This window comes from Halomonas sp. 7T, from assembly GCF_025643255.1.
Lineage (GTDB): Bacteria > Pseudomonadota > Gammaproteobacteria > Pseudomonadales > Halomonadaceae > Vreelandella.
Window position 1 is genome coordinate 2,516,176 of record NZ_CP087112.1, and the last position, 16,352, is coordinate 2,532,527.

17 protein-coding genes are annotated in these 16,352 nt (G+C 56.5%); 14 read left to right on the plus strand and 3 right to left on the minus strand.

Annotation, left to right across the window (positions count from 1 at the left end):
- Window positions 1-30: 30 nt before the first annotated feature.
- Window positions 31-852: an acyl-CoA thioesterase gene (locus LOS15_RS11740; protein ID WP_263066141.1), complete on the plus strand. Its 822-nt coding sequence runs from the start codon at window positions 31-33 to the stop codon at window positions 850-852.
- 97 nt (window positions 853-949) lie between these two features.
- Here the strand turns inward: LOS15_RS11740 and LOS15_RS11745 are convergent, their stop codons facing one another.
- The gene (locus tag LOS15_RS11745) at window positions 950-2,221 is read right to left on the minus strand and encodes a malic enzyme-like NAD(P)-binding protein (RefSeq protein ID WP_263066142.1); all 1,272 of its coding nucleotides are present in this window, start codon (window positions 2,219-2,221) and stop codon (window positions 950-952) included.
- A 330-nt stretch (window positions 2,222-2,551) separates the two neighbouring features.
- Entirely contained in the window at window positions 2,552-2,767 is a 216-nt protein-coding gene (rpmE, locus tag LOS15_RS11750) for a 50S ribosomal protein L31 (RefSeq protein ID WP_009099080.1), read from the minus strand.
- A 144-nt stretch (window positions 2,768-2,911) separates the two neighbouring features.
- Between rpmE and LOS15_RS11755 the strand changes: the two genes are divergently transcribed.
- The 13 genes from LOS15_RS11755 (at window position 2,912) to tatC (ending at window position 15,449) form a co-directional block, all read left to right on the plus strand.
- Window positions 2,912-5,173, plus strand: coding sequence for a primosomal protein N' (locus LOS15_RS11755; protein WP_263066145.1), 2,262 nt, complete (start codon window positions 2,912-2,914; stop codon window positions 5,171-5,173).
- A 143-nt stretch (window positions 5,174-5,316) separates the two neighbouring features.
- Window positions 5,317-7,002: an arginine--tRNA ligase gene (gene argS, locus LOS15_RS11760; protein WP_263066146.1), complete on the plus strand. Its 1,686-nt coding sequence runs from the start codon at window positions 5,317-5,319 to the stop codon at window positions 7,000-7,002.
- A gap of 3 nt (window positions 7,003-7,005) precedes the next feature.
- A complete protein-coding gene (locus LOS15_RS11765) occupies window positions 7,006-7,728 on the plus strand; it encodes an SPOR domain-containing protein (RefSeq protein ID WP_263066147.1) in 723 nt (240 codons plus the stop codon).
- A gap of 171 nt (window positions 7,729-7,899) precedes the next feature.
- The gene (gene hslV, locus LOS15_RS11770) at window positions 7,900-8,433 is read left to right on the plus strand and encodes an ATP-dependent protease subunit HslV (protein ID WP_263066149.1); all 534 of its coding nucleotides are present in this window, start codon (window positions 7,900-7,902) and stop codon (window positions 8,431-8,433) included.
- A 10-nt stretch (window positions 8,434-8,443) separates the two neighbouring features.
- Window positions 8,444-9,766 carry an ATP-dependent protease ATPase subunit HslU gene (gene hslU, locus LOS15_RS11775; protein ID WP_263066151.1) on the plus strand — a complete coding sequence of 441 codons (1,323 nt, stop codon included), beginning with the start codon at window positions 8,444-8,446 and terminating at the stop codon, window positions 9,764-9,766.
- A gap of 106 nt (window positions 9,767-9,872) precedes the next feature.
- Complete coding sequence (locus LOS15_RS11780; protein WP_263066152.1) at window positions 9,873-10,256, plus strand: DUF971 domain-containing protein; 384 nt, start codon at window positions 9,873-9,875, stop codon at window positions 10,254-10,256.
- A 122-nt stretch (window positions 10,257-10,378) separates the two neighbouring features.
- Window positions 10,379-11,134 carry a bifunctional demethylmenaquinone methyltransferase/2-methoxy-6-polyprenyl-1,4-benzoquinol methylase UbiE gene (gene ubiE / locus LOS15_RS11785; protein WP_263066153.1) on the plus strand — a complete coding sequence of 252 codons (756 nt, stop codon included), beginning with the start codon at window positions 10,379-10,381 and terminating at the stop codon, window positions 11,132-11,134.
- Between the two features lie 40 nt (window positions 11,135-11,174).
- Window positions 11,175-11,849 carry an SCP2 domain-containing protein gene (locus tag LOS15_RS11790; RefSeq protein ID WP_263066154.1) on the plus strand — a complete coding sequence of 225 codons (675 nt, stop codon included), beginning with the start codon at window positions 11,175-11,177 and terminating at the stop codon, window positions 11,847-11,849.
- Window positions 11,846-13,468, plus strand: coding sequence for a ubiquinone biosynthesis regulatory protein kinase UbiB (ubiB, locus tag LOS15_RS11795; RefSeq protein WP_263066155.1), 1,623 nt, complete (start codon window positions 11,846-11,848; stop codon window positions 13,466-13,468). Before LOS15_RS11790 ends, ubiB begins: the two co-directional genes overlap by 4 nt.
- 57 nt (window positions 13,469-13,525) lie before the next feature.
- Window positions 13,526-13,882 carry a phosphoribosyl-ATP diphosphatase gene (locus LOS15_RS11800; RefSeq protein WP_263066156.1) on the plus strand — a complete coding sequence of 119 codons (357 nt, stop codon included), beginning with the start codon at window positions 13,526-13,528 and terminating at the stop codon, window positions 13,880-13,882.
- A 23-nt stretch (window positions 13,883-13,905) separates the two neighbouring features.
- Window positions 13,906-14,199 carry a Sec-independent protein translocase subunit TatA gene (tatA, locus tag LOS15_RS11805; RefSeq protein WP_263066158.1) on the plus strand — a complete coding sequence of 98 codons (294 nt, stop codon included), beginning with the start codon at window positions 13,906-13,908 and terminating at the stop codon, window positions 14,197-14,199.
- A 3-nt stretch (window positions 14,200-14,202) separates the two neighbouring features.
- A complete protein-coding gene (gene tatB / locus LOS15_RS11810) occupies window positions 14,203-14,673 on the plus strand; it encodes a Sec-independent protein translocase protein TatB (protein WP_263066160.1) in 471 nt (156 codons plus the stop codon).
- Window positions 14,670-15,449, plus strand: a complete 780-nt coding sequence (gene tatC / locus LOS15_RS11815) for a twin-arginine translocase subunit TatC (RefSeq protein ID WP_263066162.1) — start codon at window positions 14,670-14,672, stop codon at window positions 15,447-15,449. Before tatB ends, tatC begins: the two co-directional genes overlap by 4 nt.
- 95 nt (window positions 15,450-15,544) lie before the next feature.
- Here the strand turns inward: tatC and elbB are convergent, their stop codons facing one another.
- Entirely contained in the window at window positions 15,545-16,204 is a 660-nt protein-coding gene (elbB, locus tag LOS15_RS11820; protein ID WP_263066164.1) for an isoprenoid biosynthesis glyoxalase ElbB, read from the minus strand.
- Between the last annotated feature and the right edge of the window lie 148 nt (window positions 16,205-16,352).

Consider the following 16,352-nt stretch of genomic DNA (forward strand, 5'->3'; position numbering starts at 1 on the left):
GCATAACAGACAGCACCAAGGACACTGAGCATGAATGATGCGCTGAATACGCTGGTAAGTTTACTAGAGTTGGAGCCCCTCGAAGAGACGCTCTTCCGAGGCCAAAGCCAAGACTTGGGCTTCCCCCAGCTTTACGGCGGCCAAGTATTAGGCCAAGCACTAGCAGCGGCGGCTCGAACGGTACCCAATGAACGCCGCCCCCACTCCCAGCACGGCTACTTTCTTCGCCCAGGCGACCCCCATCGCCCGGTTGTCTACCAAGTAGATACCATTCGTGATGGCGGCAGCTTTACCACTAGGCGGGTAACGGCGATTCAAAAAGGCCGGCCTATCTTCTTCTGCAGTGCCTCGTTTCAAAGCGAGGAAGCCGGGATCAGCCACCAGCGGACTATGCCAACAGTACCGACACCCGAAGCGCTGATTGAAAGCGGCGACGTTAAGCATGCCCGCTTTCCTGGCCACCCCATTGAATTTTTACACTTACCGGAAAATCCGGATAATGGTGCGCCTGCAGGTCAGTGCCTGTGGTTTCGTTTAGCGGGTGGCACGCTGCCTAACGACCCGGCACTGCATCGCCACCTGCTCTCCTATGCGTCTGATTTCAACCTGCTCACCACGGGGCTAATCCCCCACGGCATTAAATACACCGACCCGAAGCTGCGCATCGCCAGCCTCGATCATGCGCTATGGTTGCATGAGGATACACGGCTGGACGAATGGCTGCTTTACGTCATTGACTCCCCCTGGGCAGGTGGCGCCCGCGGCTTGGCACGTGGCCATATTTACCAGCGCGATGGCCGCTTAGTGGCCTCTACCGCCCAAGAAGGGCTGACACGCTACCCGCAAGCCTAGACACTCTCCTTCACACTTTCCTCTGCCCTAAAAACAACTACGCCCGCTGGTTAGCGGGCGTAGGCTTAACGCGTATAGCGCAGCAGCTTACGGTTACTTAGTTGCCGTAAACATCGTTAATGGTTTTCAGCGGGTAGTGAGCCGGGTAAGGCTTACGCGCCACACCGGAATCAACGGCTGCCTGGGCGACAGCAGAGGAAATACGCGCTAGCAGGCGAATATCCACCGGTGTGGGAATAATGTACTCACGACCAAAGCTCATTTCAGTGCGCTCGTAGGCATCCAATACTTCCTGGGGTACCGGCTCGCGGGCCAGGTCTTTCAGAGCGTGCACGGCAGCCAGCTTCATCGCTTCGTTAATACGCGTAGCGCGAACATCCAAGGCGCCGCGGAAAATAAACGGGAAGCCCAGCACGTTGTTTACTTGGTTGGGGTAGTCTGAGCGGCCAGTGGCCATAATCACATCTGGCCGTGCTTCGCGGGCAACGTCCGGGTGAATTTCCGGATCAGGGTTGGTGCAAGCAAAAATAACCGGGTCGGCGGCCATTTTCTTCACCTGCTCGGCGGAGAGTAAGCCAGGCCCAGAAAGACCGATAAACACATCAGCCCCGTCGATAGCATCATCTAGCGTGCGCATATCAGTGTCGAGGGCAAACTCAGCCTTATACTCATTGATACCGTCGCGGTGAGTGTGGATAACCCCACGACGATCCAGCATGACTAAGTTCTCTTTTTTGGCACCACAGGATACCAACAACCGCATACAGGCAATCGCAGCGGCACCTGCACCCATGCAAACGATCTTCACGTTATCAATCGACTTGCCCGCGATATCTAAGGCATTCAGCATGCCCGCCGCAGTCACAATCGCAGTACCGTGCTGATCATCATGGAAAACAGGAATGTTACAGCGCTCGATCAAGGCCTTTTCGATCTCAAAGCACTCCGGCGCTTTGATATCTTCCAGGTTAATGCCACCCCAGGTATCGGCAATACGGGCAACCGTATCAATAAACGCCTGCGGGCTTTCGGCATCGACTTCGATATCAACAGAGTTAATACCAGCAAAGCACTTAAACAGCACGCCCTTGCCTTCCATTACCGGCTTACTCGCCAGCGGCCCAAGATTCCCCAGACCCAATATCGCAGTACCGTCGGAAATAACGGCGACGAGATTCCCTTTACCGGTATAGCGGTACGCATTTTCCGCATCGCGGGCAATTTCACGCACCGGCTCAGCAACGCCCGGGCTGTACGCCAGCGCCAGATCCCGTGCCGTCGCGGTCGGTTTAGTTAACTCCACAGAAAGCTTACCGGGAATCGGTTTAGCGTGATAATCCAGAGCCGCTTGCTTGTTTGCATCCGTCATGGTCAGGGTCCAATTAGCCTAAAGTAGTTAAGTCACTTCAGAATATAGAAAAAACCCAAGGGTCTCAAGCGCATAGTCAACCTGCCGGGAAAACGGCCGTTTTAGCGAATTTTAACTCACGTTCGAAACTTTTATCAGCCATTTGCTGCAACTTATACATCAGGCAACCAGCCATAAAGGTTTACTTATTGATGCACCGCAGCATCTCAATGACCTTTTTGCGCGCCTCATCACTACCATCTTTTTAACAGCCAACAAAAAAGCCCACGCCAAGGCGTGGGCTTTTGCGCAAAGCACATAACGTGCCTGCGAAGCGCAAATCCGTTAGGATTAGCCGCGCTTAACAGCAGCACCAAAGCGCTTGTTGAAGCGCTCTACACGGCCACCAGTGGTCGCTTGCTTCTGCTTGCCGGTATAGAACGGGTGGCAGTTGGAGCACACGTCCAGAGAGAAGTCCTGACCAGAGGTAGAACCAACCTGGAAGTTTGCACCGCAAGAACAAGTAGCGGTGACCGTGTTGTAATTCGGGTGGATACCTTGTTTCATCTTGAGCCTCATGAGCGGTATGCCGCCACCTGATCCGTTGCCAGGCACCGCATACGGGTGTGAAAAACTACTAACCGGTTAGTCGCTCGATCCGATAGATTCAAAGCGGCCGCGCATTTTAGCAAACTTAACGCCGGAGGCCAATTGCCCGATTCTGTTTCTTATCAGGGAGGCTCACAAAAGCCACCTCAAGCCTCCTGCTGCCAGGTGCTTAAAGTTGCCCTGCCATCTCCCTTGCGACGCTTATTTGATTATCTACCCGGCCGCGAAACGCCAACATCCGGCTGGCAGCCGGGGTTAAGAGTGCGCGTACCCTTTGGTCACCGAAACGTCGTTGGCGTTGTTGTGGCACTCGCCACTGACAGCGAACTACCGCGCGCGCAGCTGCGTACGATTAGTGACGTACTGGATGACGCGCCGCTGCCCAACGACTGGCAGTGGCTGTGCCACTTTACCGCTCGTTACTACCAGCACAGCCTGGGCGACACCATGCAACTTGCGATGCCCGCCAGGCTGCGCCAAGGCCACTCTATGGCCGGGCGAACGCAAACGCTGTGGCTTCCCATCGAAACGCCTGATGCATCCCCCCTGCAGCGCGCGCCTAAACAAGCCGAGCTTTATGCCCTACTTCGCCAGCATCCGCACGGCCTGGCCGCGCGCGCAATCAGCGCCCATGGCTTTACCCGCGACCAGCTGTTAGCGCTGCAAAAAAAAGGCTTTACCCACGCTGAAGAGCGGATTTTAACGGCCCCCAAACCGACGGGCGGTAGCCTGCTGGCCTCGCCCTCACTGCCGCTGAACCGTGAGCAAGCCGCCTGCCTTGCGGCACTGCATGAAAAACTCGACAGCTATCACCCATGCTTGTTAGAAGGTGTCACCGGTAGCGGCAAAACCGAAATTTATCTACAGCTCATCGAAGCGCTGGCCGCCAAAGGGAAGCAGTCTTTAGTGCTGGTACCGGAAATCGGCCTAACGCCGCAAACCCTAGCGCGCTTTAGAAGCCGCTTTCGCGTGCCGGTGGTGGCACTGCACTCCGGGTTAACGGACCCCGAGCGCCTGGATGTTTGGGAAGCCGCCGCCAGCGGCCGGGCATTGGTCATCATTGGCACCCGCTCAGCGATTTTCACCCCGCTCGCCAATCCGGGGGTGATTATCGTCGATGAGGAGCATGATGGTTCTTATAAACAGCACGACGGCCTGCGCTACCACGCCCGCGACCTCGCCGTTGCCAGGGCACATTACCACGATATTCCGCTGCTGCTGGGCAGCGCCACCCCTTCGCTTGAGAGCTTACAGCAGGCGCTTTGCGGCACGTATCGTCATTTGCGGCTGACCCAACGTCCCAGCCGCCACCCACCTGCCAAGTTAGAGCTTATTGACCTACGCCACCAGCGCCGTCAGGGCGGGCTACTGCCAGGCGCCATCAAAGCCATCAAGAGCACCCTTAATGCAGGTAAGCAGGTACTGGTCTTTATTAATCGTCGAGGCTTCGCACCCACGCTTGCCTGCCACGCCTGCGGCTGGATAGCCGATTGCCACCAGTGCGACGCCCGTATGACGCTGCACCGCCAGCCACCGCTGCTGGCCTGCCACCACTGCGATAGCCGCCGCGCACTGCCGGACGCTTGCCCAGAGTGCGGCAGCGGCGACCTGCGCGCACTAGGCAGCGGCACCGAACGTACCGAGGAAACCCTGCAAGGGCTTTTCCCAAGCGTTACCGTTCACCGCATTGATCGCGACAGCACGCGTAAAAAAGAGAGCTTTGAGCAGATACTTAAAGAGATTCAGCGCGGAGAGCCTTGCCTGTTAGTGGGTACCCAGATGCTCGCCAAAGGCCACCACCTTCCCCATGTCACCCTCGTGGTCGTGGTCAATGCAGATGGCGGCCTTTATGCCGCTGACTTCCGCGCTCTGGAACACAGCGCTCAACTACTGGAACAGGTTGCCGGTCGTGCTGGTCGCGCCGCTCACCCGGGTCGGGTGTTAGTTCAAACCCTGCACCCGGATGACCCACACTTGGGCCAACTTGCCGAACACGGCTACAGCGCATTGGCACGCAGTCTGCTAGAAGAGCGCCGCATCGCTAAGCTGCCACCGTTCTGCTTTATGGCGCTACTGCGCTTTGAGAGCCCTAAAGAAGAGGCGGCCCTTGCCTTGGCGCAACAGGCTACCCAGGCACTTCGCCAGTGGTTAAAGGAAGCAGAGGTGCCGGTACGCTGTTTAGGCCCAGTGCCCGCCCCTATGGAGCGGCGCCAAAACCGTTACCACCTTCACGTAATGCTGGCGGCCGATAAACGCAGCCAGCGGCACGCCGCTGCCAACTGGCTGGTACAGTGGCTTGAAGCTAACCGCGAGGCGCGTAAAGTACGCTGGTCGATTGATATCGATCCGCAAACCCTCGCTTAACAGCGCCGCACCCGTTACCGTCTGCGCTACCCTACTCAGCAATACGGCTTTGAAACTGCGCGCCAATTGCCGATAATGGCCGCCTTGACGCCGCAAAACTGCGCGCATGCACACGCCGCGATCGACGACACCCGGATATTTAAATGAAAGATACGATTATTTCTCTGCTCGAAGGCGCGGTAGACGCGCTTAAGCACCAAGGCGTGCTGCCCAATGATTTAACGCCCGCGATCAAAGTGGACCCCACCAAAGATAAAGCCCACGGCGACTACGCCACTAATTTGGCGCTGATGCTGGCCAAGCCCGCAGGCATGAAGCCCCGCGAGCTGGCCGACACCCTGGTGGCAGCCCTGCCCGCCAGCGACGCGATTCAAAAAACCGAGATTGCAGGCCCTGGGTTTATCAACTTTTTCGCCGCCGCCGATGCCGCTGCGCAAATCGTCGCCCAAGCGCTGGATAGCGGCGACGCCTTTGGCCGCAGCCTGATTGGTAAAGGCGAAAAAGTGCAGGTGGAGTTTGTTTCCGCCAACCCCACTGGCCCGCTGCATGTGGGCCACGGCCGGGGGGCAGCGATTGGCGACTGCCTATGCCGCTTGCTCGAAGCGACGGGTTATGACGTGACCCGTGAGTTCTACTACAACGACGCGGGCGCCCAGATCAAAAACCTCGCGCTTTCCGTGCAGGCGCGCGCGAAAGGGCTAGGGCCTGATGATGCTAGCTGGCCGGCAGACGGCTACCGTGGCGAGTACATTACCGATGTGGCCAACGACTACATGGCCGGTAAAACCGTCACCGCCGACGACCGTGAAGTCACCGCCAAAGGCGATGCGAATGACTTGGACGCCATCCAGGCCTTTGCCGTTGCCTGGCTGCGTCGGGAGCAGGATCTAGACCTCAAAGCCTTCGGCGTTGAATTTGACGTCTACTTCTTAGAATCATCGCTTTATGAAGATGGCAAAGTCGACGCCACCGTCGAGAAACTGGTCGCCAACGGCCACACTTATGAAGAAGATGGCGCCATGTGGCTGCGCACCACCGACTTTGGCGACGACAAAGACCGCGTCATGCGCAAGCGCGAAGGGGGCTATACCTACTTTCTGCCCGATGTGGCCTACCACCTCAACAAGTGGCAGCGCGGCTTTAAAACTGTGATTAACGAGCAAGGTGCTGATCACCACTCCACCGTCACCCGTGTACGCGCTGGCCTGCAAGCCCTGGAAGTGGGGATACCTAAGGGCTGGCCCGACTACGTACTGCATCAGATGGTCATGGTGACTCGCTCAGGCGTTGAGGTAAAACTCTCCAAGCGCGCCGGTAGCTATGTGACGGTGCGCGACCTGATTGATGAAGTAGGCCGCGATGCCACGCGCTTCTTCTTGGCGGCGCGCAAAGCTGATTCACAGCTGACGTTTGATATCGACCTCGCCCGCTCCCAGTCAAATGACAACCCGGTTTACTACATCCAGTACGCCCATGCCCGTGTGTGCAGCATGCTGCGCAAAGCCGAAGATGCAGGTCAGCCTTTTGATCATGGCCTCGCCATGGCTAACTTAGCGCTACTGGATAGCGACCAGGAGAAAGCCGTTCTTAACCGCCTGGCTCGCTACCCGGAAGTAGTTGAAAACGCCTCTAAAAATCGCGAGCCTCAGCAAGTCGCTCAATACCTGCTGGATTTAGCCGGTGACTTCCACACCTGCTACAACGCCGTCAAAGTGATGGTGGATGACGACACCCTGCGCAACACGCGCTTAGCGCTTGGCTTAGCCACTCGCCAAGTGCTGCGGAACGGGCTTGATCTCATGGGGGTTAGCGCCCCAGAGGAGATGTAAACAATGGCAAGCCCACGCAAAAAGCCTACTCGCCGTGGCGCCACCACGCAGCGCAAGCCTGCCCGTCGTGGTGGCGGGTGGCGCGTCCCCGGCTGGCTGTGGGGGCTAGCTGGGGTGGCCGTCGGTTTTTTCCTAGCGCAGCACCAACACGGCACCGCCCCCTGGCAGGAGCCGAGCACCACCCCGCCTCAAGCGACCGTGCTCCCCAAGCCGCCGGGAAGCGATGAACGCAGTGCCGCCCGCCAAACAGAGAGCGCAGCAGAACCCTCAATGCCTACTTTTGAGTTCTATACACTGCTGCCTGAAACCGAGGTCATTGCGCCCGGAGTCACACTCCCCTCTACGGTGACGCGACCAGACGTTAGCGAACAGTCTGCCGACAGCGCCACGGACAGCAGCGCCAGTAACGACCCCATCGCACAGGTTATCGCGGCTAATACGCGCCCCAGCGACCAAGCGGCGGCGGTTCAGCAGGTGCCCGCTAGCGCAGCCAACCGCTACATGCTCCAGGCGGCGTCATTCCGTGAATTTAGCGATGCCGAGCAGCTGCGCAGCCGCCTGCGTAACTTGAGCCTGCTGGCGCAAATCAGCGAAGTGCAGGCCGGGGGCGACACCTGGCACCGCGTCCAAGTCGGCCCCTATGAAGATACTCGGGAACTAAACCGCGCTCAGGATTTGATGAGCACTCAAGGTATTGAGCCGCTGCTGATTCAACTGCAAAACTAGCGGTCGCGGCGCCTCAAAACGACCCAAACACGCTTTATCTAACGGCTTTATCATGCGGGCGGTTGATTTTTTATCTGCCGCCCGCATTTTGTTGGGAATCGCTTTTTGTGCGGCCGCTGTAGCCGGCCCATCAGTCATCGGGAGCACGCCTCCCCCCAAGGAGTTATCTCCATGACCACGATTGTTTCCGTACGCCGCGGTAACCACGTTGCACTCGCTGGCGACGGCCAGGTTTCGTTGGGTAATACCGTTATGAAAGGCAATGCCAGCAAAGTACGCCGCCTCTACCGCGGCAAAGTGCTGGCAGGGTTTGCCGGTGGCACCGCTGATGCGTTTACGCTGTTTGAGCGTTTTGAAGCACAGTTAGAAAAGTACCAAGGCCACCTCACCAAAGCCGCCGTTGAGCTTGCCAAAGATTGGCGCACCGACCGCGCACTGCGCCGCCTTGAAGCGCTGTTGGCCGTCGCCGACCACAGCGCCTCGCTGATCATTACCGGCAACGGCGATGTCGTCGAACCTGAGCGCGGCATTATTGCGATTGGCTCTGGCGGTAACTACGCCCAAGCCAGCGCCCGGGCGCTGCTCGAAAACACTGAGCTTTCCGCCCGCGAAATTACCGAAAAATCCCTGCAAATCGCCGGTGACATCTGCGTATTTACCAATCATCACGTGACGCTTGAAGAGCTGAACATCAACGACCGTTGAGGCCAACTTTATGACCCAGATGACACCCCGCGAAATTGTTCACGCCCTGGATCAATACATTATTGGCCAGCAAGACGCTAAACGCGCCGTCGCCATCGCGCTGCGTAACCGCTGGCGTCGCATGCAGCTCGATGACGACCTGCGCCCCGAAGTGACGCCCAAAAACATTCTAATGATTGGCCCTACCGGCGTGGGTAAAACCGAAATCGCCCGCCGCTTGGCCAAGTTGGCGCGCGCGCCGTTCATCAAAGTAGAAGCCACTAAGTTCACTGAGGTGGGCTACGTGGGCCGCGACGTTGAGTCGATTATTCGCGACCTAATGGAAGCCGCCATTAAAATGGTGCGCGAGTACGCCAAAGAAGAAGTCGGCCATCGCGCCGAAGACGCCGCCGAAGACCGCGTACTCGATGCGCTGCTGCCGCCGCCCCGCGGTCAGGAAGATAAACCTCGCGAAGATAGCGGCACTCGCCAAACCTTCCGTAAAAAGCTGCGTGAAGGCCAGCTTGACGATAAAGAGATCGACATTGAGGTCTCCTCCCAGGGCCAGGGCATCGACATCATGACCCCGCCGGGCATGGAAGAGATGACCAGCCAGCTGCAGAGCCTGTTCTCCAATATGGGCCAGCAAAAACGCGAGCAGCGCCGTGTGACGGTGAAAGAAGCGCTGGTACTGCTGCGCGACGAAGAAGCCAGCAAACTGGTCAACGAAGAAGAGATTAAAGCCCGCGCCGTTGAAGCCGTTGAACAGCACGGCATTGTGTTCCTGGATGAGATTGACAAAGTCGCCAAGGGCAGCGGCCAGTCCAGCGGCGGCGAAGTCTCCCGCGAAGGCGTACAGCGCGACCTGCTGCCGCTGATTGAAGGCTCTACCGTTTCTACCAAGTACGGCATGGTAAAAACCGATCACATTCTATTTATTGCCTCCGGTGCTTTCCACCTGTCGCGCCCTTCAGACTTGATTCCTGAGCTGCAGGGACGCCTGCCGATTCGCGTTGAGCTAGACGCGCTGACACCGGGCGACTTCCAGCGGATTCTCACCGAGCCATCCGCTTCGCTGACCAAGCAGTATCAAGCGCTACTGGCGACGGAAGGACTGGATATCGAGTTCACGCCAGACGGTATCGAACGCATTGCCGAGATTTCGTGGCAGGTCAACGAAGGTACCGAAAATATCGGCGCGCGCCGCCTGCACACCGTGTTGGAACGCTTGCTGGAAGAAGCCTCGTTTAAAGGTGGCGACATGGATAGCCCCCTGGTCATCGATGCTGATTACGTCAATGCCCAGCTAGGCGAACTGGCGGTCGACGAAGACCTGTCGCGCTATATTCTGTAAGCGCTACTCTCTGTAAGCGATACAATTAAAATAGCCACCGGCAGCTTGCTCGCGTTTCCGCGGGCAGGCTGTTTTTGCTACTTATCGTCACGAGGTCTCCGTATTCATGAACGCTCCAACGCCCATACGAGTGCACTACCATAAGCAGGCCCGCGAGCTGGAGCTTGGTTATGCTAACGGCGAAAACTACCGCCTCCCGGTCGAATTTTTACGGGTCTACTCCCCCTCGGCTGAAGTGCGCGGCCACGGCGGCGACACAGCGGTGCTTCAAGTTGGCAAAAAGGATGTTGGCCTACAAAACATTACCCAAGCGGGTAATTACGCGCTGAAGCTACACTTTGACGACGGGCATGATAGCGGCCTTTACAGCTGGAACTACCTGTTTGACCTTGCCCAGCATCAGGATGCCTACTGGCAAAACTACCTCCAGCGATTAGAGGAAGCAGGCGCCTCCCGCGAACCAGCCAGCATCCAATTTAAACAGCTGTGACGCTGCGCCCCAGGTGAAGCGCAGACAAATTGGGGCAGAGAAGGCTACAATATCGCCAATCTTTTTAATGCGACGACCACTCGGTCGATTATTACCGCCTCGAACTCGGGAGCTACCGCCCCATGAGCCCCACGGATAAACGCACGACCCACTTTGGCTACCAAGAAGTGCCCGTTGACGAGAAAGCCTCTCGCGTGGCCGACGTGTTTCACTCGGTTGCCGCTCGTTACGATGTGATGAATGACCTGATGTCCATGGGCATTCACCGCGTTTGGAAGCGCCTCACCATTGAGCGCGCAGGCGTTCGCCCTGGCCATCAGGTCTTGGATATTGCTGGCGGCACCGGCGATTTAACGCTTAAGTTTTCACGCTTAGTTGGCCCTAGCGGCAAAGTCGTGCTCGCGGATATCAACGCTTCCATGCTAAAAGTAGGCCGCGACAAGCTGATGGATAACGGCGTTGGCGGTAACGTTGAGTACGTTCAGGCGAATGCCGAGTGCCTGCCGTTTCCTGATAACAGCTTTGACTGCATTACCATTGCCTTTGGCCTGCGTAACGTCACCGATAAAGACGCTGCGCTTCGCTCCATGGCGCGGGTACTGAAACCCGGCGGCCGGTTATTAGTGCTTGAGTTTTCCAAACCCAGCAACCCGCTGCTTTCCAAAGCCTACGACGAGTACTCCTTCCGCCTGTTACCCAAAATGGGCGAGCTAGTAGCAGGCGACGGCGAAAGCTACCGCTATCTAGCGGAGTCAATCCGCATGCATCCAGACCAGGAAACCCTGAAAGGGATGATGGAAGCCGCAGGCCTTGAACGGGTTGAATATACCAACCTGACCGGTGGTATTGTTGCCCTTCACCGTGGCATCAAATTATGAAGTCACTGTAAACCATGATGTTACTGAACAAGAGGTCAGCATGCTGGTAACCCCAACCCTACTGCTGGCCGGATGTGAACGCACGTTGAACGCCCTCCTCGCTCGCGACCCAGCGGCTCCTCATCGGCTTGCTCAGCTAGCGGGAAGCCGTTTGCTGGTACGCCTAGAGAAGCCTCATTTAGCGCTGCTGCTGTGCTACCACGCTGCGGGTATTGACCTGCAGTATGGCGATGAGGTGGCGGAGAGTGATGTCGATGCCGTGGTGGAGCTTACCCCTGAAACCCTCTCCGAGTGGCTTAGCGGCGCCTCTATAGAGCGGCTGATGTTTGACGGCAAACTGGCTGTACGAGGCCGTATCCATCTATTAGAAGCCACCCGCGACCTGCTCTTTGACCTGGATATCGACTGGGAGGGCGAACTAGCTGGCTGGCTGGGCGATCTACCGGCACACTCGCTGGCGGAGGGCATACGCCGTGCTGCCCGCTGGGGGCTTCGGACCAAAGACGAGCTACTTCAAGACGTTTCAGAGTATGTGTTTGAAGAAGCCCGTCTGCTCCCGGGCCGTCAACAGCGCAACGTATTGCGTGACCACTTAACGGAACTTGAGGTGGCCACCGACCGCCTTGAGGCGCGCCTAAACCGTTTACAACGCCGTTTGCATCAGCTAGCGACGCCAACGAATGTGCCTGTGAATACCAAGGAGCAGCGCCCATGAGCCTGCGGCTGTTCAAAATTGTCTGGGTGGTGGCACGCCACCGTCTGGACACCTTGATCCCCATTGAACGACTGCCGCTATGGCTACGCACGCTAATGTGGTTTTCCCCGCTGCGCTTAGTCCCGGTAGGGAATCGCTCCCGAGGCGAGCGATTACGGCTGGCGCTTGAAGCGCTTGGGCCTATTTTTATCAAGTTTGGTCAAATGCTCTCCACACGGCGCGACTTGCTGCCTGAAGACATTGCCGATGAATTGAAGCGTCTGCAAGACCAAGTACCCCCCTTCCCCGGCGAAAAGGCGGCGGCAAGGGTGGAAAAAGCGCTAGACATGTCGCTAACCGAAGCGTTTGCGGCATTTGACAGGGCGCCGCTCGCCTCCGCTTCGATTGCTCAAGTACACGCTGCAACGCTGCATACCGGTGAAGACGTCGTGGTGAAAATCATCCGTCCCGGCATTGATCGAATTATGCGCCAGGATATGGCGCTCATGTATCACGTCGCTAGGCTATTCGCTAAAGTGCCCGAAGCCAAGCGACTGCGCCCGGTGGAAGTCATCCGCGATTATGAAGCCACGCTGTTTGACGAACTCGACCTCTACAAAGAAGCCGCCAACACCTCACAGCTAAAGCGTAATTTTAAAGACTCACCGTTGCTGTTTGTGCCGACCATTTATTGGCCCTTCACTCGTCGGCATGTCATGGTACAAGAACGCATTCGCGGCGTACCGGTCGCTGACCTCGACACCCTGATAGCCCGGGGCACTAACCTGAAAAAACTGGCCGAACGCGGGGTAGAGCTATTTTTCACCCAGGTGTTCCGCGATAATTTTTTCCATGCCGATATGCACCCCGGCAATATTTTTGTTAACTGTGATAACCCTGAGGATCCGCAATATATCGCCATCGATTGCGGTATTGTGGGTAGCTTAACCCGGGAAGACCAAGACTACTTGGCACGCAACCTTCTGGCGTTTTTCCATCAGGATTACTACGAAGTGGCGGCGCTGCACATTGAATCCGGTTGGGTAGGCGAAAATACCCGCGCCAATGAGTTTGCCGCCGCTATTCGTACCGTTTGCGAACCAATTCTAGAGAAGCCGCTAAAAGATATTTCTTTCGGGCAGGTGCTGTTGGGGCTGTTTCAAACCGCACGGCGTTTTAATATGGAAGTGCAACCCCAGCTGGTGCTACTGCAGAAAACATTGCTTAACATCGAGGGCCTAGGCCGCCAGCTCTATCCAGACCTGGATTTATGGAGCACCGCAAAACCCTACCTTGAGCAGTGGATGAAAGACCGAGCCGGGGTAAGCGGCCTTTGGGAGTCCTTAAAGCGCCAAGCGCCTGAACTTTCCCATCAGTTACCGGAGCTTCCGGTATTGGCGCACCAGGCGCTCAGCCGCATGGAGCATGAGCATCGCCAGCGCCACCAACAGGTCAGCGCGCTAAGCAACATGCGCAGCCAGTTAACGCGCCAAGGCAAACGTCAGTACCGGCTACGAGTAGGTTTAATTTTGGTGGCCATAGCGCTGGCATGGCAGCCGCTCAGCAGCTGGGCGGCCACCCAAGAGTGGCCCGTCTTAGCAGCGGCTGGCCTGGGGCTACTGCTACTGTTATGGCAATAACCCCTTACGAACGCCTGCGCGAAACGTAAACGCTCTGCCGATCAACAAAGGAACACCATGAGTACAACCGCTAACCCAACGCCTGTCCTGGATGCATTAGCCGAGGTATTGAAGCAGCGCCGCCACGCGTCAGCAGAAGATTCTTATGTTGCCTCCTTGCATCATAAGGGTTTGAACAAGATACTCGAGAAAGTCGGCGAAGAAGCGACCGAAACGCTGCTCGCAGCAAAGGACGCCGAACACGGCGACGCTCAAGCGCGTCAAGCGCTGATCGCTGAAACCGCCGACCTGTGGTTTCATAGCCTGGTGATGCTGTCGCACCTCGACCTGGATCACCACTGCGTACTCGATGAGCTGGCACAGCGGTTGGGTATTTCTGGTCACGATGAAAAAGCGTCTCGCACACAACGTTAACCTGCACCGATGAGGAAATGCATATGTTAGGTGGTATCAGTATTTGGCAGCTGCTGATTGTTCTGGGCATTATCATCCTGATTTTCGGCACTAAAAAGCTGCGTAATGTGGGCACCGACCTAGGCGGTGCAGTCAAAGGCTTCAAAAAAGCGATGCACGAAGAAGAGAAAGACGGCGATAAAAAAGACGCAGACCAGCCCCAGGCAAAAGTAAGCCATGAAGAGGCTGGCAATACCTACGATGTGCAGGCCGAAGAGAAGCGTTCGGCACACGAGGAAGAGAGCCGCCCTGCCGACAGCCACCAAGAGCGCAAATAACCCATGCTGGATATCGGCTTCCTTGAACTCATGCTTATTGGCATCGTTGCGCTGTTGGTTCTTGGCCCTGAGCGCTTGCCCAAAGCAGCGCGTACTGCGGGTATGTGGATTGGCAAGATCAAGCGCACGGTATCCGGTATGCAGCGTGAAATTAGCGCCCAGCTGGAGGCAGAAGAGCTGCGCCAAAAGTTAAACGAACAGCAGCAAAAGCTTGATGACAGCTTAAAGAAAGCTAAGCAGGACGTTGAGAGCATTGCTGATGCACCGTCGGCAAGTACCTCAACGCCCGCCGCGCAGCACGAAACCAAACAGCGAGCCGTCAGCGCCAGCGCACGATTAGACGATGCCCTGCAAACGGTACGCGAAGACGCTAGTACCGTTGATCCAAACGCTGGCACGGTCGCTGAAAACGCCGACGCCAAACAGACTAATGGTAAAAAGGCCGATCTTAAAAAGGATAGCAATCCCCAATGAGCATGTCTGGCGATTCACAGGAGCCGCGAAACGAGCAAAGCCAAGCCCCGCTTATTGAGCACCTGATAGAGCTACGAACGCGCCTCATGAAAGCCGTGGTCGTCATTCTGGTGATCTTCCTCGGCCTTTATGCCTTTGCTAACGACATTTATACCTTTGTCGCCGATCCATTAATGGCCCTGCTACCTGAAGGGTCACAGATGATTGCCACCGAGGTAGCGTCTCCTTTCCTTGCCCCCTTTAAACTGACCTTAGTGGTGGCGGTGTTTATCGCAATCCCCTTTGTGCTCCACCAGGCATGGGCGTTTGTGGCACCGGGGCTGTACGACAATGAGAAAGCGCTGGCGATTCCTATCTTGGTGTCTAGCGTTGCGCTTTTTTACGCGGGCGCGGCGTTTGCTTATTACGTGGTGTTTCCGCTGCTGTTTGAGTTCTTCACCCAAACAGGCCCAGAAAACGTCGCGGTAATGACGGATATCAATCAGTACCTTAACTTTGTGCTGAAGCTGTTTTTTGCATTCGGCGTGGCGTTTGAAATTCCCATCGCTACCTTCTTGCTGATTCTTTCAGGGGCGACCACCGTTGAAAGCCTCTCCAAAAAACGCCCTTATATTGTGCTGGGCTGCTTTGTCGTGGGGATGCTATTAACGCCCCCCGACATTATTTCCCAGAGCCTTCTCGCTATCCCCATGTACCTACTCTATGAAGTGGGGCTACTGTTTGGCCGCTTAGTGCGCAAGCGCAGCCACGAAGCAGCCGATGAAGAGAATGAATAGCGATTACGCACTAGCAAACGCTTACTAAAAAGCCCCTGCCATCTTAGATAGCAGGGGCTTTTTGCTCTATTTGCCCAACCGAGGAGAGCGTTCGTTTAACCCATCATTTCATCAATACGATCCACCAATTTAAAGATACCCGTGGCGGCTTCGCTAATCCGCGTGGCAAGCATATAGGCAGGCGTTGTCACAACGCGATGTTCTAAGTCCACGACAATGTCTTCAACACTACAGCTACGATGTAACCCACCCATCGCACTGATCGCACCCGACACGCTAGGCTCATTACCTATAGTGACCGCAATACCATCACCTAACAGGCGAGGCACCATCACCGGTGCAATACACATCAAGCCGATGGGTTTCGCTTCTTGCTTAAATCCCGCCAACGCGTCTTTTAAGCTCTCTAACACCTGCATGTTATCGCCTTGTGTCGCGAAGTCAGACAGGTTCTTGGCGACGCCAAAGCCACCGGGCACAATAACCGCGTCAAACTCATCGGCGTTTAGTTCAGTGATCGGACTGATCTCACCACGGGCTAGACGGGCCGACTCTTGCAGTACATTGCGCTGCTCTCCTTCAACAGGAGTCTGGGTGATATGGTTAATCACATGATGCTGCTCTACATCCGGCGCAAAACAGCGGTAACCAATGCCTAACTGATCCAGGCGCAGCAGGGTTAGCGTGGTTTCATAAATTTCTGAACCATCAAAAACGCCGCAGCCCGCTAGTACGATTGCTACCTGTTTGGTCATGCCTATCTCCTTATGGTCGCTATTATTTTCACCACTTGCGTAGCGACTTAGCAAACATTCTACTTTAGTCAGTCCGCCTAACCGCCACAAGGCGGCTTTCGCCGCAGGTGATGGCTGATATACTCACGGTAAGCCTACGGGCACCCCC